Origin of the sequence: Hungatella sp. SB206 (genome assembly GCF_051132295.1) — a bacterium.
Classification (GTDB): Bacteria; Bacillota; Clostridia; order Lachnospirales; family Lachnospiraceae; genus Hungatella; species Hungatella effluvii.
The window spans coordinates 4105480-4131333 of sequence record NZ_CP096603.1 but is presented as its reverse complement, the minus strand read 5'-3'; the positions used below and the strand labels follow the sequence as shown (position 1 = coordinate 4131333).

21 protein-coding genes and 1 other annotated feature (1 of these 22 only partly in view) are annotated in these 25854 nt (G+C 52.4%); all 21 genes read left to right on the top strand.

Features of this window, described 5'->3' with window-relative positions; translation table 11 throughout:
- Positions 1-104 (top strand) — a binding site (T-box leader); it begins 135 nt to the left of the window's first position.
- Positions 105-172: 68 nt separating this feature from the next.
- Positions 173-1192 (top strand): phenylalanine--tRNA ligase subunit alpha, encoded by a 1020-nt coding sequence (gene pheS / locus M1L66_RS18160; protein ID WP_055652956.1) that lies wholly within the window; start codon positions 173-175, stop codon positions 1190-1192.
- 19 nt (positions 1193-1211) lie between these two features.
- Positions 1212-3632 (top strand): phenylalanine--tRNA ligase subunit beta, encoded by a 2421-nt coding sequence (gene pheT, locus M1L66_RS18155; RefSeq protein ID WP_187019556.1) that lies wholly within the window; start codon positions 1212-1214, stop codon positions 3630-3632.
- Positions 3633-3724: 92 nt separating this feature from the next.
- Entirely contained in the window at positions 3725-4963 is a 1239-nt protein-coding gene (gene eno, locus M1L66_RS18150; RefSeq protein ID WP_187019558.1) for a phosphopyruvate hydratase, read from the top strand.
- An 80-nt stretch (positions 4964-5043) separates the two neighbouring features.
- The gene (gene secG, locus M1L66_RS18145) at positions 5044-5277 is read left to right on the top strand and encodes a preprotein translocase subunit SecG (RefSeq protein ID WP_002603794.1); all 234 of its coding nucleotides are present in this window, start codon (positions 5044-5046) and stop codon (positions 5275-5277) included.
- Between the two features lie 176 nt (positions 5278-5453).
- Entirely contained in the window at positions 5454-7586 is a 2133-nt protein-coding gene (gene rnr, locus M1L66_RS18140) for a ribonuclease R (protein ID WP_434687478.1), read from the top strand.
- 15 nt (positions 7587-7601) lie between these two features.
- On the top strand, positions 7602-8066 hold the full coding sequence (gene smpB, locus M1L66_RS18135; RefSeq protein ID WP_055652953.1) for an SsrA-binding protein SmpB: 465 nt from the start codon (positions 7602-7604) through the stop codon (positions 8064-8066).
- 155 nt (positions 8067-8221) lie between these two features.
- The gene (locus M1L66_RS18130) at positions 8222-10177 is read left to right on the top strand and encodes a BMP family ABC transporter substrate-binding protein (protein ID WP_434687476.1); all 1956 of its coding nucleotides are present in this window, start codon (positions 8222-8224) and stop codon (positions 10175-10177) included.
- 4 nt (positions 10178-10181) lie between these two features.
- Positions 10182-10802, top strand: coding sequence for a metallophosphoesterase family protein (locus tag M1L66_RS18125; RefSeq protein ID WP_055652951.1), 621 nt, complete (start codon positions 10182-10184; stop codon positions 10800-10802).
- Between the two features lie 22 nt (positions 10803-10824).
- Positions 10825-10971: a hypothetical protein gene (locus tag M1L66_RS18120; protein WP_434687473.1), complete on the top strand. Its 147-nt coding sequence runs from the start codon at positions 10825-10827 to the stop codon at positions 10969-10971.
- Positions 10972-12621: a diguanylate cyclase domain-containing protein gene (locus M1L66_RS18115; protein ID WP_434687471.1), complete on the top strand. Its 1650-nt coding sequence runs from the start codon at positions 10972-10974 to the stop codon at positions 12619-12621.
- Between the two features lie 18 nt (positions 12622-12639).
- A complete protein-coding gene (locus M1L66_RS18110) occupies positions 12640-13773 on the top strand; it encodes an acyl-protein synthetase (protein ID WP_434687469.1) in 1134 nt (377 codons plus the stop codon).
- Entirely contained in the window at positions 13760-14962 is a 1203-nt protein-coding gene (locus M1L66_RS18105; RefSeq protein ID WP_434687467.1) for an acyl-CoA reductase, read from the top strand. The genes M1L66_RS18110 and M1L66_RS18105 overlap by 14 nt, the downstream gene beginning before the upstream one ends.
- A gap of 219 nt (positions 14963-15181) precedes the next feature.
- Positions 15182-15871: a YczE/YyaS/YitT family protein gene (locus M1L66_RS18100; RefSeq protein WP_117632563.1), complete on the top strand. Its 690-nt coding sequence runs from the start codon at positions 15182-15184 to the stop codon at positions 15869-15871.
- A 137-nt stretch (positions 15872-16008) separates the two neighbouring features.
- Positions 16009-17559, top strand: a complete 1551-nt coding sequence (locus tag M1L66_RS18095) for a YjjI family glycine radical enzyme (protein WP_432764202.1) — start codon at positions 16009-16011, stop codon at positions 17557-17559.
- Entirely contained in the window at positions 17556-18386 is an 831-nt protein-coding gene (locus M1L66_RS18090; protein ID WP_187023839.1) for a YjjW family glycine radical enzyme activase, read from the top strand. Before M1L66_RS18095 ends, M1L66_RS18090 begins: the two co-directional genes overlap by 4 nt.
- Positions 18387-18837: 451 nt before the next feature.
- Positions 18838-19575 (top strand): Crp/Fnr family transcriptional regulator, encoded by a 738-nt coding sequence (locus M1L66_RS18085; protein WP_187023840.1) that lies wholly within the window; start codon positions 18838-18840, stop codon positions 19573-19575.
- 42 nt (positions 19576-19617) lie between these two features.
- Positions 19618-20739 (top strand): BMP family lipoprotein, encoded by a 1122-nt coding sequence (locus M1L66_RS18080; RefSeq protein ID WP_187023841.1) that lies wholly within the window; start codon positions 19618-19620, stop codon positions 20737-20739.
- A gap of 36 nt (positions 20740-20775) precedes the next feature.
- Positions 20776-22323: an ABC transporter ATP-binding protein gene (locus tag M1L66_RS18075; protein ID WP_434687464.1), complete on the top strand. Its 1548-nt coding sequence runs from the start codon at positions 20776-20778 to the stop codon at positions 22321-22323.
- Entirely contained in the window at positions 22307-23380 is a 1074-nt protein-coding gene (locus M1L66_RS18070) for an ABC transporter permease (RefSeq protein ID WP_243270447.1), read from the top strand. The genes M1L66_RS18075 and M1L66_RS18070 overlap by 17 nt, the downstream gene beginning before the upstream one ends.
- Position 23381: 1 nt before the next feature.
- Complete coding sequence (locus tag M1L66_RS18065) at positions 23382-24320, top strand: ABC transporter permease (protein ID WP_187023843.1); 939 nt, start codon at positions 23382-23384, stop codon at positions 24318-24320.
- A gap of 39 nt (positions 24321-24359) precedes the next feature.
- Positions 24360-25853 carry a sulfatase-like hydrolase/transferase gene (locus M1L66_RS18060; RefSeq protein ID WP_434687461.1) on the top strand — a complete coding sequence of 498 codons (1494 nt, stop codon included), beginning with the start codon at positions 24360-24362 and terminating at the stop codon, positions 25851-25853.
- Position 25854 lies beyond the last annotated feature (1 nt).

Below are 25854 nucleotides of genomic sequence, written 5' to 3'. Positions count from 1 at the left end.
ACGGCGGGTAGGTCATGACGTTCATACACGTTACGTATGCCGAGTGCCTGCGCGTTCTGTGCGGGAATCAGGGTGGTACCGCGAACTCAAGCTTCGTCCCTAACCAGGGGCGGAGCTTTTTTTTGTAACCAACTCTATGTATAAGAAAAAATGATAAAAGAAGGAGAGCATGATGAAAGACCAATTAGAAAAAATCAAGGAAGATGCATTGAAGCAGATCGAAGCGTCGGACGCGCTGGAAAAGCTGAATGAGATCAGGGTCGCTTATTTAGGGAAAAAGGGCGAACTGACCAGCGTGCTGAAGAGCATGAAGGACGTTCCGCCGGAGGAGAGACCGAAGGTAGGCCAGATGGTCAACGACGCCCGCGCCATCATCGAAAACAGGCTGGAGGAGGCCAAGGCGTCTCTGGCAAAGAAGGCGAGAGAAGAGCAGATAAGAAGAGAGACCATCGACGTGACCCTTCCTGCAAAGAGAAACAATGTAGGCCACAGCCATCCGAACACCATCGCGCTGGAAGAAGTGGAGCGCATCTTCGTCGGCATGGGCTATGAAGTAGTGGAAGGCCCGGAAGTGGAGTATGATTTATATAATTTCGAAAAACTGAACATTCCGAAGAACCATCCGGCCAGAGACGAGCAGGATACCTTCTATATTAACGAATCCATCGTTTTGAGAAGCCAGACATCTCCGGTACAGGTCCGCACCATGGAGCAGGGTAAGCTGCCGATCCGTATGATCGCCCCGGGACGCGTATTCCGTTCCGATGAGGTGGATGCGACCCATTCCCCATCCTTCCATCAGATTGAAGGCCTGGTGATCGACAAGAACATCACGTTTGCCGATTTAAAGGGAACGCTGGCAGATTTTGCAAAGGAACTGTTCGGACCGGAGACTAAAGTAAAATTCCGTCCTCATCATTTCCCATTCACAGAGCCCAGCGCCGAGGTGGATGTAACCTGCTTTAAATGCGGCGGCAGCGGCTGCCGGTTCTGTAAGGGCTCCGGCTGGATCGAGATCTTAGGATGCGGCATGGTGCATCCCAACGTTCTCCGCATGAGCGGCATTGACCCGGACGAGTATTCCGGCTTCGCCTTCGGTGTCGGCCTTGAGCGTATCGCACTTTTGAAGTACGAGATCGATGATATGAGACTGTTATATGAAAATGACATTCGGTTCTTAAGACAGTTCTAGGGAAAGGAAGGGAAAAAAGATGAATACACCATTATCATGGATTAAAGCATATGTTCCGGACTTAGATGTCAGCGACCAGGAATATACAGATGCGATGACATTAAGCGGAACGAAAGTAGAAGGCTTCGAACGCCTCGACAAAAACCTGGAGAAGATCGTAGTCGGCAGGATTGACCGGATCGAACGCCATCCGGATGCGGATAAACTGATCATCTGCCAGGTGAATATCGGCGCGGAGACCATTCAGATCGTGACCGGCGCACCAAATGTTAAGGAAGGCGATAAGGTTCCGGTGGTTTTGGACGGCGGAAAGGTAGCGGGAGGCCATGACGGCGGCCCTCTTCCGGAGAACGGCGTGGCGATTAAAAAGGGCAGGCTTCGCGGCATTGAATCAAACGGCATGCTCTGCTCCATCGAGGAACTGGGTTCCTCTAAAGAAATGTATCCGGATGCCCCGGAGAGCGGCATCTATATCCTTCCTGCAGACGCAGAGGAAGGCGCAGATGCAATCGAGGTGCTGGGCCTGCGTGACAGCGTATTCGAGTATGAAATTACCTCCAACCGTGTGGACTGCTACAGCGTAATCGGCATTGCCAGAGAGGCAGCGGCTACCTTTGACAAGCCATTCCATCCTCCGGTTGTTACGGCCACCGGAAACGATGAGGACATCAACAGCTATTTAAAAGTATCCGTGGAAGACAGCCATCTTTGCCCGCGTTACTGTGCAAGAATGGTGAAAAATATCAGGCTCGCCCCGTCACCGTCCTGGATGCAGAGACGTCTGGCCGCCTGTGGAATCCGCCCGATCAACAATATCGTGGATATCACCAACTACGTAATGGAAGAATACGGCCAGCCCATGCACGCGTTCGATTATGACCTGCTGGCAGGCCATGAGATTATTGTCAAATGTGCAAAGGACGGCGACGTATTCCAAACCCTGGATGGTCAGGAGAGAAAGCTGGACAGCACGATTCTGATGATCAACGACGGGGAAAAGGAAGTCGGCATCGCAGGCATCATGGGCGGTGAAAACTCCAAGATCACCGATGATGTGAAGACCATGGTATTTGAATCCGCATGCTTCGACGGCACCAACATCCGTCTCTCCGCAAAGAAGGTCGGACTCCGTACCGATGCTTCCGGAAAATACGAAAAGGGTCTTGATCCCAACAACGCCGAGGAGGCGGTAAACCGTGCCTGCCAGTTGATCGAGGAGCTGGGCGCCGGTGAGGTCGTCGGCGGCATGATCGACATCTATCCGGAAAAGAAAACGGAAAAGAGAATTCCATTTGAGCCGGAGAAGATGAACCGGCTTCTGGGAACAGATGTCTCCGAAGAAACCATGCTGGGCTACTTTAAGAAGCTGGATCTGGGATATGACCCCGATAGACGTGAGATTATCGTTCCAACCTTCCGTCAGGATTTAAACTGCATGGCCGACATGGCAGAAGAAGTGGCCAGATATTACGGCTATGACAAGATCCCGGTAACGCTACCGTCAGGAGAGGCCACGACCGGAAAATTATCGTATAAGCTGCGTGTGGAAGAGGTGGCCAGAGAGGTTGCGGAGTTCTGCGGATTCTCCCAGGGCATGACGTATTCCTTCGAGAGCCCGAAGGTATTTGACAGACTGAAGCTTCCGGAGGACAGCCCGCTTCGTAAGACGGTGGGAATCTTAAATCCGCTGGGCGAGGATTTCAGCATCATGAGAACCTCTCCGCTGCACGGTATGTTAAACTCCTTATCGACAAACTACAACCGCAGAAATAAAAATGTCCGTTTATACGAACTGGCAAATATCTATCTTCCGAAGTCTCTTCCGCTGACAGAACTGCCTGACGAGCGGATGCAGTTTACACTCGGAATGTACGGTGACGGTGATTTCTATGACATGAAGGGCGTGGTTGAGGAATTCTTCGACAAAGCCGGTATGCACAAGAAACCGCACTATTCTCCGGAGGACAAAAAGAGCTTCCTTCATCCGGGCAGACAGGCCGATATCGTCTACGACGGAGTTACTGTAGGCTATTTAGGCGAGATTCATCCGGATGTAGCGGATAACTATAAAATCGGTGAGAGAACGTATGTGGCTGTGATCGATATGCCGTCTATGATTCCGTTCACCACATTCGACCGCAAGTATACAGGCATCGCGAAGTATCCGGCTGTATCCAGAGATATCAGTATGGTGGTGCCGAAGGACGTGCTGGTGGGTCAGATCGAAGACGTGATTGAGCAGCGCGGCGGAAAGCTTCTCGAGAGCTACCAGCTGTTCGACATCTACGAGGGCGCTCAGATCCTCGCAGGCTTTAAGTCTGTGGCCTACTCCATCACCTTCCGTGCGAAGGACCACACGCTGGAGGACAAGGAAGTCGGCGCGGTCATGAATAAAATATTAAATGGTCTGCAGGCGCTTGGAATTGAACTGAGAGCATAAACGGTCGTATATTCTTGCGTCACCGGGTATAAAGTGCCGGAGTTGTGTTCATCCTTACAGAAAATGGATTGTTTTGTAAGGAGGAATACGTTATGGCGGAAGGTCTTGAAATTATAGAGGTGATCGGGCGCAGAATGCTGGATTCAGAGGGATTGCCGGCCGTGGAGGCGGAAGTGGAGCTGGAAAACGGCGCCCGGGGCCGCGCCATGGTAGCGCTCTGCGAGGACAGCGAAGACACGGACCGGGTCATGGAGGTACTGTCGGAGTGCGTACTGTTTGAGGACGCGTCAGACCAGAGAGGCATTGACAAGCTGCTGGAGGAGGGCGCTTCTTCCTGCGGAATCAGGAAATGCGGCGGTTTCTTAACTGCGGTATCCATGGCGGTTTCCAGGGCAGCGGCGGCCGGCCTGGGAATGCCTCTTTACCGGTATCTGGGCGGAACGGCGCCTGGACGCCTCCCGGTCCCCATGATGACGATGATCAGCGGCGGGAGATACGGAAGGAACAACTCACTCGATCTGGAATCCTATATGGTAGTCCCTGTGGGCGCCGCCTCCTTTGGCGAAGGCGCCGAAAAATGCATGGAGGTATATCAGGCATTAAAACGGCTTCTCACCATCTCGGGATATCAGACCGGGGTGGGAGACGACGGCGGCTTTGTACCGGATTTGAGAAATTCGGAGGAGGCTCTGGAATATATCATGGAGGCCATGATGCTGTGCGGCTATGAGCCGGGGAAAGATATGTGTCTGGCCATCGGCGCAGGTGCGGAATCACTCTTCGACGAAGGTACCGGGTTCTATCAGTTTAAAGGGGAAAGCCATATGACAGGCGTACCGGTCGAGCGGGACAGAAATGATATGATCGGTTTCTATATTCGTCTGCTGGACGGATATCCGGTCTGCGCCGTGTTCGACGGGCTGGCGGAAGCGGATGCGGACGGATGGGGAATGCTGACCAAGATGCTGGGAAACCGGGCTGTATTTATCGGGCAGCACAAAAACCGGGAACCGGGCTGCTTAAAGCCGGGGGAAAGAGACTGGGCCTGCCTTGCAGACTGGGACGGCGTGGAGGAAAACGCAGCAGGCATTTCCATGTGCGGAGCGAAGAGCGTGACGGCGGCCATGGAGATTGCGGATCTGGCCAAAAGAAACGGGCTGAAATTAGCCGTGTCCCAGGGATACGGTGAGACGGAGGATCCGTACGCTGCCGACTTTGCCGCGGCTGTAAACGCAGACTGGATCAGGGCGGGCGCGCCGTGCCGGTCGGAGCGGACATCGAAATACAACGAGCTTCTGAGAATCGAAGAGTGGATGAAAGTAAGTATATAAAAATACAAAAAATGCAGTTGTATTTATGGAAAAAATATGATATGATTACCATGTTTGACTATAGGAGGTGGAAAAGGGACATGATCAGAACGATTTTATCAATCATATTTGTTATCATATGTATAGCATTATCTGCAATTATTTTGCTGCAGGAAGGAAAGACACAGGGCTTGGGTTCCATCGGCGGTATGGCGGATACTTACTGGGGAAGAAACAAAGGCCGTTCCATGGAAGGTAAACTTGAGAAATTTACAAGATACGGAGCGATTCTGTTTTTCGTTCTCGCGTTAGTATTGAATCTGAATATACTGTAAAGATTAAACACTCTTGTGGTTAGGCGGCAAGGGTGTTTTTGTTTCACAGGAAAATTCATCCGGTGAAGCAAGTGCCTTCCGGCGCGGGAGTCCGGCGGCCGGACTATTTACGTTCCTTCCGGGCATAATGATAAAAGCAGAGGGAACCGCAGCGTAAAACAGAAAACGAGGAAATTATGACAGAGGAACAACTGACACAGAGAAAGAACATGATATTACAGCTGGTGGAAGAACCGGCCTACGTTCCGATGAAGCTGAAGGAGATGGCGATTCTTCTCGATGTGCCGAAGGGGCAGAGAGAAGAGCTGAAGGAAGTGCTGGATGCACTGCTGTCTGAGGGAAAGATTGGCATTTCCAAAAAAGGAAAGTACGGCAAGCCGGATATCGGCTCCATAACCGGTACGTTCAGCGGCCATCCGAGGGGCTTTGGCTTTGTGACCGTGGAAGGACGGGAGCAGGACGTCTTTATACCAGAGGATAAGACGGCTGACGCTATGAACGGCGATACCGTACAGATTACCATCGAGACAGAGGGCGAGGGCTCAAGACGGGCAGAAGGACGTGTCCTGCGTGTTCTGGAGCACGCGAACCGGACCGTGATCGGATATTACCAGAAAAATAAGAACTTTGGATTTGTCATTCCGGACAACCAGAAGATTGGTAAGGACATATTCATTCCTCAGGGAAAGGATATGGGGGCTGTGACCGGTCACAAGGTGGTAGCCGTGCTTACGGACTTCGGCGGAAGCCAGAAGAAGCCGGAGGGCATGATCACGGAGATTTTGGGCCATGTAAACGATCCGGGAACGGATATCATAACCATCGTGAAGGCGTATGGTCTTCCGGAAGAATTCCCTGACGAGGTGATGGAGCAGGTGGAAATGGTCTCCGACGAGGTCACGGATCGCGAGCGGGAAGGCAGACTGGACCTGCGCAGCCTGCAGACCGTCACCATCGACGGCGAGGATGCGAAGGACCTGGATGATGCGATTTCCGTATCGAAGGAGAACGGTGTGTATACATTGGGCGTCCACATTGCGGATGTCAGCCACTATGTGACGGAGAACAGCCCGTTGGACGAGGAGGCGCTTAAGAGGGGAACCAGCGTCTATCTGGTGGACCGGGTGATCCCCATGCTTCCCCATAAGCTGTCCAACGGAATCTGCTCCTTAAATCAGGGGGAGGACCGTCTGGCGCTCAGCTGCATCATGGAGATCGACGAAGCGGGCAATGTGACCGGGCACCGGATCGCAGAGACGCTCATCAACGTGGACAGGCGTATGACCTATACGGCGGTAAACGCGGTTGTGACAGACCGTGATGAGGCGGTGATGAAGGAATACGAGGAGTTTGTCCCCATGTTCCTTCTTATGAAGGAGCTGGCCGATATCCTGAGGGAGAAGCGGAAGACGAGGGGATCGATCGACTTCGACTTCCCGGAGACCAAGGTGATTCTGGACAAAAACGGAAAACCGCTGGAGATCAAGCCGTATGAGCGGAACGCGGCGACGAAGATTATCGAAGATTTCATGCTCATCGCCAATGAGACTGTGGCGGAGGACTATTTCTGGCAGGAACTCCCGTTCCTGTACCGGACCCATGATAATCCCGACCCGGAGAAGATGAAGAGTCTGGCCACGTTTATTAATAATTTCGGCTACTCCATCCGGTTCCATAACGGAGAGGTCTATCCGAAAGAGGTCCAGAAGCTTCTGGTGAAGGCGGAGGACACACCGGAGGAGGCGCTGATCAGCCGTCTGGCGCTGCGTTCCATGAAGCAGGCCAAGTATACTGTGGTGAATACGGGCCATTTCGGCCTGGCCGCCAAGTATTATACCCACTTTACCTCACCCATCCGGCGGTACCCGGATTTACAGATTCACCGGATCATCAAGGAGAACCTGCGAGGCGGGCTGAGCGAGAAGAGAACGGCCCACTACGATAAGCTTCTAACCGGCGTATCGGTCCAGACCTCCGCTATGGAGCGGCGGGCAGATGAAGCGGAGCGCGAAACCGTGAAGATGAAGAAGTGCGAGTATATGGCGGGCCATATCGGCGAGGTATATGGCGGCGTCATATCGGGAGTCACAAACTGGGGACTCTACGTGGAGCTTCCCAACACAGTGGAAGGCCTGATCCGGGTAAGCGAGTTAAAGGACGACTATTACCATTTTGATGAAGAGCATTTAGAATTGATCGGCGATATGACGAGGAAGGTATATAAACTCGGTCAGCCGATCCGCGTCATGGTCACAGGAACGGATAAGCTGGCCAGGACGATCGACTTTATTCCCGCTGCGGAGGAATAACAGGAGGATAGAAGGATGGGGAAAGAGAGTTTCAAACTGGTTGCCAACAACAAAAAGGCATACCATGATTATTTTATCGATGAGAAATACGAGACCGGCATTGAGCTGGCCGGCACGGAAGTGAAGTCCATCCGGATGGGCAAATGCAGCATCAAGGAAGCCTTTGTGAGAATCGACAAGGGGGAAGTATGGGTATACGGCATGAACATCAATCCATATGAAAAGGGAAATATCTTCAATAAAGATCCCTTAAGACCGAGGAAGCTGCTGATGCACCGGGCGGAGATCAGCAAGCTGGATTCCAAGATCGCGATCAAGGGCTATACCATCGTGCCTCTCCAGGTTTACTTTAAGGGCAGCCTGGTGAAGCTGGAGATCGGCCTGGCCCGCGGTAAGAAGCTCTACGACAAGAGGGAAGATATCGCGAAAAAGGATCAGAAACGGGAATTGGAACGTGATTTCAAGATAAGAAACCTATAATATGAGACGCAGTCTGCGTCCTGAAGAGCCCACGGGAGAAAACCGTGGCTTTTGGGGGTGCGGACGGCGTCTTTAGTCTTTCACGAATTTATTGTTTGTGGTATACTGTAGAAGACGAACATACAATAAGAGGAAAACTGAGAGGAGAATCGGTTATGGCGCTTTATGACTATTCAGGTGCTTTGAAAAAAGGAAGAAAACAGTATCAGGTTTCCGTGGCAAAGGGAGAGTATCCTTATCTTCCGGTGCTGGATGACATACTTTCCTACACAGATATCATTTCAGAAGTGAATCTGGGACTCATGGACGTCCCGCTTGATAAGATCGTGGGAACGAAAACAAAAGGCAGAACCAGTGCCTTTGCCAATAATTTTATGCCTCTGCTGGCAGAAAAATCGGAGTTTGGAGCAAAATGGGCGTATTTATACGACCATCAGATAGAAGAAGGGATTCATGACCCCATCGTTGCGTATGAGTTCATGAACCAGTACTATGTACAGGAGGGCAACAAGCGTGTCAGCGTGCTCAAATATGTGGGCGCGTTCAGCATTACGGCTTCGGTGACGCGCCTGATCCCCAAGAGAACGGATGACCTCGACAACCGCCTCTATTATGAATTCCTGGAGTTTTATCAGGTCTCCTTTAACTGTGATGTCTGGTTCAGCCAGGAGGGCAGCTACGACCGCCTGTTAAAGGCCATGGGAAAGGCACCGGAAGAGGTGTGGAGTGAGGATGACAGGATCTATTTTAAATCCGCCTATGACCAGTTTTCCAAGGCGTTTGGCGCATTTGGAGGAAATTCCTATGAGATGACGTGTTCTGATGCCTTCCTTGTCTATGTCGAGTTGTTCGGATATGATGTGGTGAAGCTGAAGACAGAGGGCGAGATCACAAAGGATTTGACGAAGATTAAGGATGAACTTCTCCTGACCTCCAGAGGCAGCAAGATCGCCCTGGTAGAACAGCCGGAGGAGGTGGAAGAGCCGGATAACAGTCCGCTGAAGATCATCAACTGGCTCCGCCCATCCCAGAACATTGAGCCGGAGATGCTGAAGATCGCATTTATTCACGCGAAGACCGCGGAGACCTCCAGCTGGACCTATGGCCATGAGCTGGGGCGTATGTACCTGGAGCAGGCCTTTGAGGGGCGGTTAAAGACGGTCGCATTCTTCGAGGCCGATACGGATGCGGAGATTGCTAATGCCATCGATCTGGCGATCGCGGCCAGATGTAACATGATCTTTACGACGGCCTCCCAGATGATCGGTTTAAGCGTCAAGGCAGCTATCGAGCACCCGGAGGTAAAGATTTTCAACTGCTCCGTCAACATGTCGTACTCCTCTGTCTGCACCTACTATGCCAGAATGTACGAGTCGAAATTCTTAATGGGCGCGCTGGCCGCTTCCATGGCGCAGTGCGATAAGCTGGGGTATATTGCGGACTATCCGATCTACGGAACGATCGCCAATATCAACGCCTTTGCACTCGGTGCGCGTATGATTAATCCCTATGTCAAGGTTCATCTGGAGTGGGCGAGGGTAAAAGACAGGAGTGCCCGCGAGGAACTGGAGAAGGAAGGAATCACGTTCATCTCCGGGGAAGACATGATTACGCCCAAGACCGCATCGAGAGAATACGGTTTGTATAAAATAGAAGCGGATGGAGAACTCCGGAATCTGGCGACGCCGATCTGGCACTGGGGCAAATTCTACGAGAAAATCGTAAATACCACCTGCCGCGGCGGCTCCGATGTAAAGGAGATGAAGGGAAAGCAGGCCATCAACTACTGGTGGGGTATGTCCGCCGATGTCATCGACGTCATCTGTTCTCAGAATCTGCCGCACGGCACCAACCGGCTGATCACGTTTCTGAAGAACTCGATCCGGAGCGGAAGCTTCCAGCCGTTTGTGGGAACGATCTATTCCCAGGATGGAACGGTTCAGTGCGAGGAGGAGCAGAGGCTTTCTCCCGAAGAGATCATCACGATGAACTGGCTGGCTGAAAACGTGGTGGGTAAGCTTCCTGAGTTCGATGAGCTCACGGAGGAAGCACAGTCTCTGGTAAGGCTGCAGGGACTGACGATATACGACAATGCGGTGATGGAGGAATAATAGTTTGAAGATTCTGGTACTGGCTGATGAGGAGTCAAAATCCCTTTACGAGTACTTCTCACCCGAGAAGATCAAAGGGGTGGACTTAATTATATCATGTGGGGATTTGAAGGCCTCCTATCTGACTTTTTTTGCCACCTTCTCCCATGCGCCGCTTCTGTATGTGAAAGGCAATCACGACGGGCATTACGAGGAGCGGCCGCCGGAAGGCTGTGTCTGCATCGAGGATGACATCTTTGTGTTCCGCGGCGTGCGGATTCTGGGCCTGGGAGGTTCCATGGAGTATATTCCGGGAGCCGACAACCAGTATACAGAAAGAAGGATGGAGCGGAGAATTAAAAAGCTCTGGTGGAAGTTAAAGAAGAACAAAGGTTTTGACATTCTGGTGTCTCACGCGCCTGCATATCAGATTAACGATATGCAGGATCTGCCCCACCAGGGGTTTGAATGCTTTAAGGATCTGATGGACAAGTATATGCCGAAGTATTTTATTCACGGCCATGTTCACGCCAACTACGGCGGAGGGTTCAAACGCGAGGATACATACGGGAAAACCAGAGTAGTCAACGCATACGAGTATTATATCTTTGATTATCCGGAAAACGGAGAACAAGCGGCACAATAATTCCGGAAAGGGGGGAGATCCCATGGAGGTTTTTTACCGGCCTGAACTTTCTGTTCAGACGCTGTTGATGGATGCCAACTCTGTGCAGGAAACTGCGGAGAATCTGGCTGACTATATCAATCATCTGATGCACGCCGATTCGGTACTTTTAGTCCGTCTGGACAATTAGATGCGTTATAAGGAGGTTGGTTCCTGGAGAAGCAGAAAAGGCGGGGACACCGGTGCGGAGGCGGTCATGAGACAGTGGCTTCCCCAGCTGGTGGAAAGCTGGAATATGCGGGAGAAGCTTTCCGGTGAGGAGCTGGAGGCCTTTTTAAAGGCGCTCACACCTTTTACAGTGCCGGGAGGTTATCTGACGATTCTGCCGATCTGCAATAATATACGGTTTGTGGGATTTGCGGTATTTGGAAAAAAATCCGGGGAGGGAGACTGGACGGACCGGGAGCTGCCCATACTCCGGTTCCTGCTGTCCATTATCGCGGTGACATTTGCCAATAAGAACCTGTATGAAGACTATATGCTGCAGAACTGGGTATACAATACCATGATGGGCCGCATGCAGGCGAATCTGTATGTGACCGATATCCATACGGACCGGATTCTGTTCATGAATAAAACGATGCAGGAAGCGTTTGGCCTGGAGAATCCGGTGGGCAAGGTATGCTGGCAGATTCTTCAGAAGGGAAGCAGGGGAAGATGCCCCGGCTGTCCGGTACAGAGGCTGGCGGAGTCCGGGGAGGAAGGCGTTTACCGGCGGTGGGAGGAGTTTAACACTCTGACGGGCCGCTACTACGATAACTACGACAGCCTGATGAAATGGACAGACGGCTCCACCGTTCATTTTCAGCATTCTCTGGACATTACGGCTTCCAAAAAGCTGTCGAAGGAGGCCAGCACGGATGATCTGACCGGCCTTCTCAACCGGAGAGGCGGGAAGAACCGGCTGGCAGAGATGCTGAATACGGCGAGACATCAGGAGACGATTCTGACGGTCTGTATGTATGACGTCAATTCCCTGAAGAAAGTCAATGATACGTTCGGACACCGGGAGGGGGACAACCTTCTGCGGGTCATTGCCAACTCGGTGAAGAGCGTTCTGACCGAGGAGGACTTCGCATGCCGCTTAAGCGGAGATGAATTTCTCATAACGTTTGCAGGGAAGACGGAGCAGGAAGCCGCTGAAACGATCAAACTGGTGGAAGAGAGGCTGCTGGCTGTCCGCAGACAGGACCGGATTCCTTATGAACTGAGCTTCTGTACGGGAATTCTGGAACTGAGGCCGGAGCACACCATGAGTGTGACGGATATCCTGCGGGAAGTGGACGAGCGCATGTACGAGCAGAAGCGCCAGTATCACATGCAGCAGGGGAAGGAGTCGGTGCTGGCGGCAGCGGAGGCCCAGTGGCGGCTTTTAAAGCCGGAGGCATTTGACTACGATCAGCAGTACCTCTATGACGCGCTGGTGGAGAGTACGGATAACTATCTCTACGTGTGCGACATGGCGACCAATACCTTCCGGTACAGCAGGAAGCTGGTGGAAGAGTTTGCATTTCCGGGTGAGGTGATTCAGAATGCAGCCGATATCTGGCGCTCCATCATCCATCCGGCCGACTGGGAACGGTTCTGGGAATCGAACCAGGCAATCAGCGACGGGCGGACCGTGAGCCATGAGGTCGAATACAGGGCGAGAAACCGGAAGGGCCAGTGGATCAAGCTTCACTGCCGCGGTCATGTGGCTCAGAATTCCGCGGGAGAGCCCCGGGTATTTGCGGGATTCATATCGAATGAAGGCCAGTGGTTCCCGGAGTGGACCGAATAGAACGACGGGAGTAAAAGGATGGATTACAGATTTAAGCTGTGTTTTTGCAGGGATATCTATGATCATAAACAGAATAACAGAGCTTTTATGGAGGCAGTCCGCAGGAATGTGGACTGCCATCTCTTAAAGTGCGAAGATTACAGGCGAATTCTGGAGAGCCGGGGATTCTCGCGGGATGATGGAAAACGAATGACGGATGCGGGGGAGGTGCCGTGCATTCCGACCCTGTTTTTTAAGTACCACGATCTGCATTCCATGCCGGAATCCGCTATGGTGGTAAAGGCTACCTCCTCGGGGACAAAGGGAGTGAAGAGCCATATTGGATTTGACAAAAAGAGTCTTTTCTTCGGTGGAATCGCCGCATGCCGGGTCATCGCCCGCCACGGGCTGATTTCCCTGCGTCCTGTCCGCTGTGTGATTCTGGGGTTTCCGCCCGGAAAGGACAATCAGACGGCGATCAGCAAGACCCAGCGGCTCAGCACGATGTTTGCCCCGGCGCTGAGCCGGCGGTATGCGCTGCGAAAGGGAAAGAACGGATACCGGCCCGATTTTAAGGGGCTGATGGCAGCCCTCCGGCGTTACAGCGGAGGAAGGGTTCCGGTGAGGATTATCGGCTTTCCGGCATACCTCTATTTCCTGTTAAAGGAGATGGAGAGAAGAGAAATCTTTCTCCGCCTGCCCAGGCATTCCATGATTATGGTCGGCGGCGGTTGGAAGCAGTTTTACAAAGAGACGGTGGACAAGGCGGAACTATACCGGCTGTGTGAGAGGCATCTCGGTGTGCCGGAGAGTCATTTCCGGGAGTTTTTCGGAGCGGTGGAGCATCCGGGCGTATATTGTGACTGTCCGAACCACCATTTCCATGTTCCCGCCACGAGCCGCGTCGTAATCCGGGATGTGGATACGCTGGAACCAGTCGGCTATGGAAAGGCGGGACTGGTTAATCTAATCAGTCCGCTGGTTGAAAGTATCCCTCTGGTGAGCATACTGACCGATGATCTGGGCGTCCTGCACCGCGGCTGTGAATGCGGCTGCGGAATGGAGGCGCCGTACCTGGAGATCATCGGCAGGACCGGTGTCCCCGATATCCGGACCTGCGCGGCCGGTGCGGGAGAACTGTTAAAGGAGGTGGGACGTAGTGCATTCCATTGATCTGGAAAAAAAGACAGCGGCCGCACTGGAGAAGCCCCCTCTCTCCAGAACCGTGGTAATGAGAGCCTGCGGCCGGTTAGCCGGACTCTTGACCGGAGGCGCGTATGACGGCGAGATCCGGGCGCGCGGGCTGGAGAAGCTTCTGACGAGAGAGGGAATCTGTCAGGCGGCTTCTTTCCTGCGGGAGGATACGCTGGAGAGAAGGGTGAAGACAGAGCTTTTGGGCCTTCAGAACCGTTTTCTCATGCCTCTGGGCGTCCTCATGCACGTGACCGCCGGCAATATGACCGGAATCGGAGCCTACAGCGTGCTGGAGGGTCTTCTGGCTGGCAATATCAATCTCCTGAAGCTCTCTTCCGAAGACGACGGGCTTTCGGTGTTTCTGCTTCAGGAGCTGATCCGTATCGAGCCCGTGCTGGCGGACTATATCTATACCTTTCGGATTCCCTCCGGGGATCGGGAGAGGCTCTTAAAGCTCTTAACGCTCTCCGACGGCGTGTGCACGTGGGGCGGCGACGAGGCCATCCGGGGAATCCGGAGCCTGGCTCCCGCGGGGACGAAGCTGATCGAGTGGGGGCACCGCATCAGTTTTGCCTATGTCACCGAAGCGGGCCGCAGCAACAGAGAAGCGCTGCAGGCCATCGCGGATCACATGGTACGGACCAGCCAGCTGCTGTGCAGCTCCTGCCAGGGAATCTATGTGGAGGCAGAGGGGCGGGAGGCCGTGGATTTCAGCCGCCGTTTCTTGAGGCTGCTGGAACATTCCTATGAGGAGTATGGGAATAAAGAAGTGGGATTCCGGGGATGCAGCACCATCCGGATCTACCAGAAGGAACTGGAGTCCGCCATGACGGGGGAACGCATCTTCCGGGGACGCGGCGTCAGCGTCACCCTGTCGGAGGAGCCGGGGCTTCAGCTGTCGCTGATGTACGGCAGCTGCTGGGTGAAGCCGATGAACAGGGAGAAACTCCTAAAGACCCTGAGAAAGGACCGGGGACGGCTTCAGACCGCGAGGCTGGTCTGCCTGGAGGAAGAGGAAACGGAGCTGGTCCGGCTGCTGGCCGGAGCAGGGGTAAACAGGATTCTGACGGGACGGGATAAGGAGGCGGGAGAGCAGTTCGGAAGCCACGACGGCGAGTATCCGCTGATCCGGTATTCCCGGATTATCGAGACAGACGTTTCACTGTGAATCTGCCAGAGCAGGACGTTTGAGGCAAAACGCGGAAGGAAAGCCTTGTGACTTGAACCTAAAAAATTTTTAGGAGATCTAAAATATTTTTGTGCAATGTGATGATTTTTCAATACTATGTTAAGCTACAATGTCCATTGAAGTGTGCATTTTTTCGTGTTATGATAAAATAACAAAAAAAATTAGAAGACAAAAATAATTTTTAGGAGAGATGCGCGCATGGATCATCACGTGATAATGAAAAAGTACCGGATGTTTTTGTATGGAATGATTGTGGCCGCTTTAGGAATCAGCATGATCACAAAGGCGGAGCTTGGGACGTCTCCGATTACGAGTCCGTCCTATGTCCTGACGTTTATCTTTCCTTACAGCCTGGGAGTCTTCGTACTGGCGGTAAACAGTACCCTGTTTCTTTTCGAGTGCCTCGTTCTGGGGCGCAGTTTTAAAAAGATACAGCTGCTGCAGCTTCCGGCTACGCTGATCTTTTCCGCCTGTATCGACGGCTGGATGTGGGTGCTGTCATTCTGGACTCCGGTGTTCTATGTACAGAAGGTTCTTCTGCTTCTCGCCGGATGTGCGGCCCTGGGACTGGGGGTAGCGCTGGAGGTGGTGCCCGATGTACTGATTCTTCCGGGAGAAGGCCTCGTCCGCGCGATATCACGCAGGAAAAACTGGGATTTTGGCATTGTAAAGACATGCTTTGATATGAGCCTTGTCCTTACGGCCGTTCTTCTTTCCGTTCTGTGTCTGGGACATGTGGAAGGGATCAGAGAAGGCACAGTGGCCGCTGCCTTCCTGGTAGGCGGCATTTCCAAATTCTTTATCCGCCATATCACGGAATTCGACAGGAATCACAGAGCGCTTTTTGTGCGCGAGGAAGAGGAAATTCTCCTGGTGCCGGAAAAATAGAGACGGGCTGAAACGGTCCTTCGTATCCCATTGTGGAAGCGGAGGGCCGTTTACATTTTTCGGCTAATCCCCTTTATAATGTGACACCTGTCATATTACCGTCGGTTTTGTAATGGTATAATGATCCTATCGAATCAATGGAACATTTGAAAACAATCGGAAGCTTTAAGAAAGGACAGGATCATATGGAACAGAACCGGGTACTGGATGTGCTCACATCCAAAGAATTAACGTATGAGCAGAAGGTATTTTCACTGGCGAAGGAAGCGGAAGACAGCCTTTCCGTACTGGACATTCCGCAGAAGACCAGGCAGTATTTTGAGACGGGTGCTCTGAATGATTTGTTTGAGGGACATGCGCCCTACCGCCCGAGGTATATCATGCCGGACTATAAGAAATTTGTGAAACAGGGGAGCGAATTCCTGCGGGTAGAGCCTCCGAAGACGTTTGACGAGCTTCTCACGGGACTTCAGATCCTCTATCATCATGTGCCCTCCATCACGGGATTTCCCGTATATCTGGGAGAACTGGACACCATGATCGAGCCGTTTATCGAGGGAATGGCGGACGATGTGGTGAAGGAAAAATTGAGGCTGTTTCTGATCTTTCTGGACAGGACGATTACAGACAGCTTCTGTCATGCCAATCTGGGATCGAGACCGACCAGAGCGGGGCGCATAATTCTGGAACTGGAAAAGGATATTCAGAATACCGTTCCGAACCTGACTTTAAAGTACGATCCGGAGGTCACCCCGGATGAGTATGCGGAGTTGGCCGTCGCAACCTCCCTTACCTGTGCCAATCCGGCGATCTGCAACGATGCAGACAACCGCACCACCTACCCCTGTGAATACGGGATTTCCAGCTGCTATAACATTCTTCCGGTGGGCGGCGGCGCCTACACGCTGTCGAGGATTACACTGACCGAGCTGGTCAAGAGCGCGGAGTCCGTCGACCAGTTCTTACAGGAGCTGCTTCCCGACTGCCTGGAGGCGGTGGGAAACTATATGAATGAGCGGGTGAAGTTCCTCGTGGAGCGCTCCGGCTTTTTCGAGTCGTCGTTCCTGGTGCGGGAAGGGCTGATTGAACGGGAAAAATTCGTGGGCATGTTCGGTGTGACCGGACTGGCGGAATGTGTCAACGCTCTGATGGCCGACACGGGAGATCGGTACGGACACAGTGAAAAAGCAGATAAACTGGGACTGCAGATCATGGAGATCATTCGGAAATTCGCGGCGGATTTTCCGGCTGTTTATTCGGAGATTGGCCAGGGCCATTTCCTTCTTCACGCCCAGGTCGGCTTAGACAGCGACAAGGGAATCACCTCCGGCGTGCGTATTCCTGTGGGAGATGAGCCGGAGAACCTGCTGGATCACCTGCGTCACAGCGCCAGATTCCACGAATACTTCCCGACGGGAGTAGGCGATATCTTCCCCTTTGCCGTCACGGCCAGGAAGAATCCGGGAGCGCTGGTGGACATTGTGAAGGGGGCATTCCAGTTGGGCGTCAAATACATGAGCTTCTACGCGTCCGACAGCGATTTGGTCCGGATCACCGGCTTCCTTGTGAAGCGCAGCGAGATGGAAAAATACAGGAACCACGACGTCGTTCTTCAGAACACCACCGTGCTTGGCAGTAAGAATTACGACACCAATCACCTGGAGATGCGAAAGGAGCGTATGGCGTGAAAGCCCCGGTCAATAAGATCATCCCGGTCAGTGTGGTAGACGGCCCGGGCAGCCGGACCGCCGTGTTTCTTCAGGGCTGCAATATTTCCTGCGCGTATTGTCATAACCCGGAAACGCAGAAGTTATGTACAGGATGCGGTATCTGCGTGGACGGATGTCCGGCGGGAGCACTGGCCCTGAATGGTAAAATGGTGTCATGGGATGAGAAAAAATGTGTTTCCTGCGACCGGTGCATAGCCGTCTGTCCGAATTATGCCTCTCCGAAGATCCGGGAGATGAGCGCAGAGGAAGTCTATGAGGAAGTATCCGGAAATCTGCCGTTTATCCGCGGCATTACGGTATCCGGCGGAGAATGCTGCCTCTATCCGGAATTTTTAAAGGAGCTGTTTGGCCTCTGCAAAGGAGCCGGTTTGTCCTGCCTCATCGACAGCAACGGGATGGTGGATTTCTCCCTCTATCCGGAACTGCTGGAGCTTAGCGACGGCGTGATGCTGGACGTGAAGAGCTGGGATCCAGAGGTCTACCGGAGGCTGACGGGCGCAGACAATGCCGTTGTTAAAAAAAATCTGGAGCTTCTCTGGAGGAAAAATAAATTGGAGGAGATCCGCATCGTCTGTCTTTCCGGGGAAAGTGATTACGAGGAAGTGCTGAGAGGGATCGTCGGTCTCATGGGAAGCCCGGTCACAGCAAGAGTCAGGCTGATCCGGTTCCGGCCCTTCGGCGTCAGGGGCAGGCTGAGCGGCGCATCGGAGCCTGACGACAGGGTGATGCGGGAGCTGGCGGCATGGGCCGGCGAGATGGGATATCAGAATGTTGTGCTTACATGAGTCATGGATATACAGAAAAAAGGGGACTTTTCCTCGCAGTTTATGCGTGGAGAAGTCTCCTTTTTTATATACTTTATGCAAACCTGATAATCTCTATTTTCCAGATTTTACCTTATAGGATAAAGAGTCCGGCAAGCCGGACTCTCGCGCCGGAGCGCGGTCGCTTCAGCGGCCATATATCCTTAGCCCGGAGTGCACATCCTGCCCGGAGGGCTTTTGGTGTAACAGGAGTATTTTCCTGTTATACCATAATATAGCATTTAACATATACAAAATGCACAAAAATAGAGATAAAAAAGATACAAAATATAAAAATAGCTTAGGTATGACATGTGTCATAGCAGTAAAATTGACTGGCGTGTATGATAAAGCTACAGAAAGCAAGAAAAAATAAGCAGTTCGTTGTGATATAATGATGCAGACCAAAAAGGTACAGAAAGGAAGCCAGAAAATGAAGACAGAAAAAACATCTGGTCAGCTGAGAGAGCTTTTTCGAGTTGCATACGTAGAAAATCAGGACCAGGCAGTGAAACCCCATGAACTGGACCGGTTTTTAAATCCATGTATCACGATACGGACGGTGAAGAAGGGAGAGGATATTGTCCGGCCGACGGATAAGCTTCAGTCAATTATTATGGTTGTAAAGGGAGGGGCCCATTTCACCCGCGTTTCCACAGACGGAAACACCAATATGCTCGCGGCGGTCAACGCTCCGTTTTTTATTGGGATCACGCAGCTGGTATCAAACGATAAGGAGTACTATTCCCAGATCATTGCTGCAAAAAACTGTCTGCTCCTTTACATTGACTGCAACTACTTTTTAAAGGAAATCCGGGAGGACGGAGAGGCGGCCCTGGTGGTCATTCGGGATCTCGCCAAAGTGGTGGAGAGAAACCATACGAGGATGGACCGATTGGTATTTTTAAAAGCCTCCAACAATTTAATGGCATACATTGAAAGCAAATGGAATGAAGGCGAGATCAGCCGAAAGGACAGGCAGCTCATAATCAGGGAGCGCCACGGAGTGATTGCCGCGGATCTCAGCGTAAGCGTGAGAACGCTGTACCGTTCGATCAACAGCTTGAAAGACGAGGGACTTTTATCGGTACAGAAGGGCGGCGTTCTGTTAGTAAATGAAGCGCAGATGGAAGAGATGAAGCGCAGACTTGTAAAATTGGGAAAAATGTAATTAACATTTATAATTTATATAAGAGGAGAAGGAGAAAAGATTATGAGACATTACAAAAGGATCGTTTCAACATTACTGGCGGCAGGCATGGGACTGTCACTTCTGACCGGATGTCAGAGCGGCCAGCCGACAGGCGGAACTGCGGCAGCAGAAAAGACGGAAACAAGCGGAAAAGCGGAAGCGGCCTCCGAGGACGGCGAACAGGATAAGAAATCAGATCTGGTGGTCGGAATGATTGCCAGCGCGTTTGGAACACAGAGCTACAACGATGACGTACTCGCCGGAATGGAACTGGCCGAGAAGGAGCTGGGCGTGAAGGGAATTCCGCTGGAGGTTCCGGAGATATCCGACTCTGCAAACAGCCTGCGCACACTGATCAGCCAGGGCGCCAACTTCATCATGGTACCGTCTTCCGAATATAAGGATGGAATGCTGGAAGTAGCGGCTGAGAACCCGGAGGTCAAGTTCCTGTATCTGGCCGAAGCCATTGACGGCGGCGGAAACATCATGTCGGTTGCTTACCGTGAAAATGAAGCCGCATTCTTAGGCGGCGCGCTCTCAGGACTGATGACGAAGACCAACAACGTCGGCGCCGTTATGGCCGTTGGCGAGACACTGCAGTACCGCTATCAGTTCGGATTTACCGCAGGCGTCAAGGCCGTGAATCCGGAATGCGAGGTTCAGTCCGCATTTACCAACAGCTACACCGATGTGGGACAGGGAAGCGAGGTTGCGAAGATCATGTACAACAAGGGTGCGGATATCATCGGAACGTATTCCGGCGCGTGTAACCTGGGCGTCTTTAATGCAGCCAAGGATGCAGGAGAAGGAACGTACTGTTTAGGCGCAGCCAACGGACAGTTTGACAAGATGCCGGATAAGATTCTCGCTTCCGTAGTAAAACCGGCAGACCAGGCTATTTTATCCATACTGAAGGAATACCAGGAGACAGGCGTCTTCGATACGAGCGTACCGATGTCCCTGGGCCTGAAGGAGGGCGGCGTAAAGCTGTTATTTACAAACAATGAAGAACTGTTAAAGCTGATCCCCGAAGATGTAAAAAGCACGGTCGACGAACTGAGTGAAAAGGTAGAGTCCGGAGAAATCAAGGTTCCTTCCAACGAAGAAGAGTTTAACAGTTTTACTTACCAGTATGCGAAATAGCCGCGTATCGAAAATCAGAGAACGGAGGTGCCTTTAGTGGGGAGCATCATTGAACTGAAGGGGATTACAAAACGGTTCCCGGGAATCGTTGCCAATGATCATATATCGATCAGCTTTGAAGAGAGAGAGATCCATACGCTCGCCGGAGAAAACGGAGCGGGAAAATCAACGCTGATGAACATCCTATACGGGCTGTACCAGCCCGATGAAGGGGAGCTGCTGATCCGTGGGGAACCGGTTAAATTCAGCAATTCCAAGGATTCCATCAGACATAAGATCGGAATGGTTCATCAGCATTTCATGCTGATCCCAAAACTGACGGTGACGGAGAATATCATCGTCGGACAGGAGATCGGCACGGCCTTGAAGGTGGACCGGAAAAAGGCCGGTGAGACGATCGGCGCGCTGTCAGAGCAGTATGGACTGAAGATCGATCCGGGCAAGAAGGTGGCGGATTTATCCGTTACGGAACAGCAGCGTGTGGAGATTTTAAAGGTGCTCTACCGGGAAGCGGAAATCCTCATTTTCGATGAGCCGACAGCGGTGCTCACACCGCAGGAGATCGATGAATTCTGCGACATCCTGCTGAAACTGAAGGAAAAAGGAAAGACCATAATCTTCATCAGCCATAAGCTGGCGGAGGTGATGAAGATATCCGACCGGATCACCGTGATCCGGCTGGGAAAAGTCGTAGGAACCGTGGAAAAAAAGGAGACTGATTCGGCCGAGCTGACCAGAATGATGGTGGGGCGTGATGTAAACCTTGGAAGGCGCAGCCGACGCCAGTTTGAGAAGGCGGAAAACATCCTGGAGGTGAGGGATGTCAGCTATACGGTCGACAAAACAATTAAGAAACTGAAATCAATCAATCTGGAGCTGAGAAAGGGCGAGGTTCTCGGGATTGCAGGCGTGGATGGCAACGGCCAGGAGGAACTGGTAAATGTCATATGCGGGAAGCTGTTGCCCGACAGCGGAAGCGTTGTGATGAATGGGAAAGACATCACAAAGGACAAAATCCGGGACAGAAAGGACCACGGACTGGGGCTGATCCCGGAGGACAGGCACAGGGACGGTCTGGTTCTGGAATACAGCATTGCCAACAATCTGATTTTGGGCCTGCAGTACCATGAAACGTTTGCGAAAAATGGAATCTGGCTGAATTTCAAGAAGATCCACGACACGGCGGAGGAAATGAAGGAGCAGTTCGATATCCGCTGCGCCAGTGTCGATGTAAACGCCGGTACGCTGTCCGGAGGCAACCAGCAGAAGATCATCATTGCAAGGGAGGCCTCCAGGGATCCGGATGTGCTGATTGCGGTCCAGCCCACCCGCGGCCTGGACGTGGGTGCCATGGAATTCGTTCAGAAAACACTGCTGGAGCAGCGGGATAAGGGAAAAGGCGTGCTTCTTTTCTCGCTGGAACTGGACGAGATTCTTTCGGTCAGCGACAGGATTGCGGTTATCTTCAAGGGGGAGATCATCGACGTTGTGGACGCACAGAGCGTGACGCGCCAGGAATTGGGAATGATGATGCTCGGATCCGTAAAAGGAAAAGGAGGTGCAGAAGTTGGGACAGCAGGTTAAAACAGGAAAACAGATGCCGGCAAAGTTTCGGGAGGTAGGCCTTAATTTTCTGATCTCCTTGATTGCACTGGTTCTGGCAATTATAACAGGCGGAATTATCATCTGGCTGTTCGGCAACAATCCGTTCGAGGCGTATAAAGCGCTGATTCAGGGCGCCTTCGGCACACCGATGGCATTTACCCAGTCTCTGACGAAATCGGTTCCGCTTCTGCTCACGGGACTTGCGGTGGCTCTGGCCTATAAATGTACGGTATTCAACATTGGCGCCGAAGGACAGCTTCTTGTGGGAGCAATTGCGGCGGGCATTGCGGGAACCCTGTTTCCGATGCCGGGGATCCTAAATATTCCCTTCGTTCTGATCGTATCCATGCTGGCCGGCATGGTCTGGGCGTTTTTCCCGGCCCTCTTAAAGCAGAAGGCCAATGTCAACGTCGTAATCAGTACCATTATGTTCAACTATGTAGGCCAGTATCTGGTGCAGTACTTAATCCTGGGGCCGTTTAAGGCGGAGGGCGCTGCGTCGGCCACGAGACCGATTCAGGCCACAGCCATGCTTCCGAAGCTGCTGCCGTCGCCTTATGTGCTGAATCTGGGCATTGTGATCGCCCTGACAGCGGCAGTGGTCGTCTACTTCCTTTTAAACCGCACCTCATTGGGATATGAGATGTGTGCGGTGGGATTAAACAAAAATGCCTCCCTCACCAACGGTATTAACGTGGAGCGCAACATGTTCCTGGCCCTGCTGATGAGCGGCGCGTTAGCCGGTCTTGCCGGAGGAATTGAAGTAACAGGAACCATGGGAAAGGTCATCAACGGTTTCTCTGCAAACTATGGATTTAGTGGAATCCCGGTTGCCTTAATGGCGCGCAACAATCCATTTGCGATCATTCTCACGGCACTTTTAATGGGAAGCATGCGCAGCGGATCTCTGATGATGCAGTCCAGCGTAGGCGTCTCCAAAAACATGGTAGATATCATCCAGGGACTCGTAATCGTATTCCTGTGTGCGGAAAATGTGATTCGTTATTACATAAAGAAGGGGCGGGGAGGAAAATAATATGCTGAATTTCTTGATTTTTATGCTGGCTTCCACATTGCGAATGGGAACTCCGATCGCGCTTACCGCCCTGGGCGGGCTCACCTCAGAACGCTCCGGTGTTGTCAATATCGGTCTGGAAGGAATTATGCTGGCAAGCGCCTTCGGCGCGGTTCTGGGAAGCTATCTCACAGGGAATCCGTGGATCGGCGTGCTGACTGCCATACTGGTCGGTGTTTTAATCTCGGCGATACACTCGGTGATCTCCATTACCTGGGGCGGCAACCAGTCTGTCAGTTCCATGGCGCTGGTGCTGCTGGCAACCGGATTTTCCGGTGTGGGACTGAAGGCGGTCTTCGGGCAGCAGGGCAGCTCTCCGCAGGTTCCGAGCCTGGAGCATACGCCGATTCTTTCGTCGATTCCGGTGGTGGGAGGATTTTTATCCGATTTGTCCCCCTTCGTGTATATTGCGTTTCTGGCACTGATTCTGATTCACTGTATGTTTAAATACACCCCCCTCGGACTTCGGATCATCACTGTGGGTGAGAACCCGAAGGCAGCCGAGACGGCCGGCTTATCCGTTCACAAGATCCGGTATTTCTCCGTGATCCTGTCCGGTGTGCTGGGCGGGCTGGGAGGCGCGTTTCTCTCCCTCGGACAGATGAATTTATTCCAGGAGGGAATGGTGGCAGGCCGTGGTTATCTGGCTCTGGGAGCCGTTACTATGGGACGCTGGTCGCCGATCGGGGCCTTTGCCTCGTCCATGTTCTTCGGACTGTTCAGCGCGATTCAGCTCTACGTGCAGACAATCCCGGGAAATCCGGTGCCCAGTGAGTTTATCCAGATGATTCCGTATCTGGCCAGCCTTTTGGTTCTTGCCGTCAGCTTAAAGAAGAACAGCAGCGCAATGGGAATCGCTGCCAGCGGCAAGCCATACACCAAGTTCGTCCAGCAGCGGTAGCAAAAGTATTTATCAAAAAGACAAGGAGAATATGTTAAAATGTCACAAAAACCCAATATCATATTTATACAGAATGACCATCAGGCATATTACCATTGGGAATGGGAAAACGGTCCGGTACCGATGCGTCCGAACTTCATGAAGCTGGCTGCCGAGGGCGCCTGTTTCACTCATTCCTACTGTGCGACACCGCTGTGCGGCCCGACGAGGCGTACCATGCTGACGGGCCTGTTTGCCCATACCCACAAGCAGTATCACAACTATACGGACCCGCCATACGATCACGAGGTTTATCTCGATACGCTGGCGGAAGCGGGATACGACAATTACTATTTCGGCAAATGGCATGCAGGTCCAGGCGCGGCGAATGAACATCACTGCAGCGGATTCTCCAGAACCGATTACAGCAACCCTTATATTCAGCCGGAGTATAAGGAATATTTAAAGCGGTACAACTTACCGCAGGCGCTCCATCACATCGACCGTTACTTCGATATTCCTGAGATCAGCAGCCGCGGCGACTGGGCGGAATGCGCAGATGACGTGGATTACCAGTGCAAGGCCAACTGGTGCGGCGAGCACGCGGTGGGAAGCACACTCACTCCAAAGGAAACCCATGAGTCCTTCTTCCTGGCCACGCTGGCCTGCGAGCAGCTGGAAAAGCTGGCAAAGTCGGAGAGTGACCAGCCATTTTCCTTACGAGTGGATTTCTGGGGACCTCACCAGCCTCATTTCCCGACGCAGGAATTCCTAGATCTGTATCCGAAGGAAGATTTCGTTCTGCCGGAGTACGGCAGCTACCGGAACCGCCTTCAGGGAAAACCGGGCGCTTATCACCGGGAGAGAAGTTCACCATTCGGAAAAGATGACCAGTTAATCATTCCAAGCGCCGTAAAGTGGGATGAATGGACGGAGATTATCCGCCATGCCTTTGCACACATCACCATGCTGGATGCGGCAGGCGGAATGATCGTCGACAAGTTAAAGGAGCTGGGCCTGGATAAGAATACGATGATTATCTGGACAACGGATCACGGCGATGCGCTGGCCAGCCAGGGCGGTCACTTTGACAAGGGCTCCTATATGTCCGAGGAAGTCATGAGAATCCCCTGTGCGGTCAAATGGGACGGCGTGATTCCGGCAGGCCAGGTTCGGGATGAACTGATCAGCACCGTCGATTATCCGGTTACAATTCTCGATGCGGCAGGAACCGCCTTTACAAAGAATAAAGTCCACGGCAGAAGCCTTCTGCCTCTGCTTACCGGAAAGACGGACCAGTGGGATGACGACCTGATGGCAGAGACCTTTGGTCACGGGTACGGAGAAGATATCAACAGCAGAATGCTGGTTCACGGCGATTACAAGCTCATCGCCAATAAGGAAAGCATTGCGGAACTCTACAATCTGAGGACAGACCCGTTCGAGTTACATAATCTGTATGAAGATCCGGCCTTTGCCGATGTGAGGGCCGATTTGGAAAACAGGCTCCGCGTATGGCAGAAACGGACCGATGATCCGGTGGAGGTACTGTAGA

What these genes read in the sequence shown, in the direction of transcription:
- pheS (WP_055652956.1), top strand. Translation starts at nt 173, where the DNA reads ATGAAAGACCAATTAGAAAAAATCAAGGAAGATGCATTGAAGCAGATC.
- pheT (WP_187019556.1), top strand. Translation starts at nt 1,212, where the DNA reads ATGAATACACCATTATCATGGATTAAAGCATATGTTCCGGACTTAGAT.
- eno (WP_187019558.1), top strand. Translation starts at nt 3,725, where the DNA reads ATGGCGGAAGGTCTTGAAATTATAGAGGTGATCGGGCGCAGAATGCTG.
- secG (WP_002603794.1), top strand. Translation starts at nt 5,044, where the DNA reads ATGATCAGAACGATTTTATCAATCATATTTGTTATCATATGTATAGCA.
- rnr (WP_434687478.1), top strand. Translation starts at nt 5,454, where the DNA reads ATGACAGAGGAACAACTGACACAGAGAAAGAACATGATATTACAGCTG.
- smpB (WP_055652953.1), top strand. Translation starts at nt 7,602, where the DNA reads ATGGGGAAAGAGAGTTTCAAACTGGTTGCCAACAACAAAAAGGCATAC.
- M1L66_RS18130 (WP_434687476.1), top strand. Translation starts at nt 8,222, where the DNA reads ATGGCGCTTTATGACTATTCAGGTGCTTTGAAAAAAGGAAGAAAACAG.
- M1L66_RS18120 (WP_434687473.1), top strand. Translation starts at nt 10,825, where the DNA reads ATGGAGGTTTTTTACCGGCCTGAACTTTCTGTTCAGACGCTGTTGATG.
- M1L66_RS18115 (WP_434687471.1), top strand. Translation starts at nt 10,972, where the DNA reads ATGCGTTATAAGGAGGTTGGTTCCTGGAGAAGCAGAAAAGGCGGGGAC.
- M1L66_RS18110 (WP_434687469.1), top strand. Translation starts at nt 12,640, where the DNA reads ATGGATTACAGATTTAAGCTGTGTTTTTGCAGGGATATCTATGATCAT.
- M1L66_RS18100 (WP_117632563.1), top strand. Translation starts at nt 15,182, where the DNA reads ATGGATCATCACGTGATAATGAAAAAGTACCGGATGTTTTTGTATGGA.
- M1L66_RS18095 (WP_432764202.1), top strand. Translation starts at nt 16,009, where the DNA reads ATGGAACATTTGAAAACAATCGGAAGCTTTAAGAAAGGACAGGATCAT.
- M1L66_RS18085 (WP_187023840.1), top strand. Translation starts at nt 18,838, where the DNA reads ATGAAGACAGAAAAAACATCTGGTCAGCTGAGAGAGCTTTTTCGAGTT.
- M1L66_RS18080 (WP_187023841.1), top strand. Translation starts at nt 19,618, where the DNA reads ATGAGACATTACAAAAGGATCGTTTCAACATTACTGGCGGCAGGCATG.
- M1L66_RS18065 (WP_187023843.1), top strand. Translation starts at nt 23,382, where the DNA reads ATGCTGAATTTCTTGATTTTTATGCTGGCTTCCACATTGCGAATGGGA.
- M1L66_RS18060 (WP_434687461.1), top strand. Translation starts at nt 24,360, where the DNA reads ATGTCACAAAAACCCAATATCATATTTATACAGAATGACCATCAGGCA.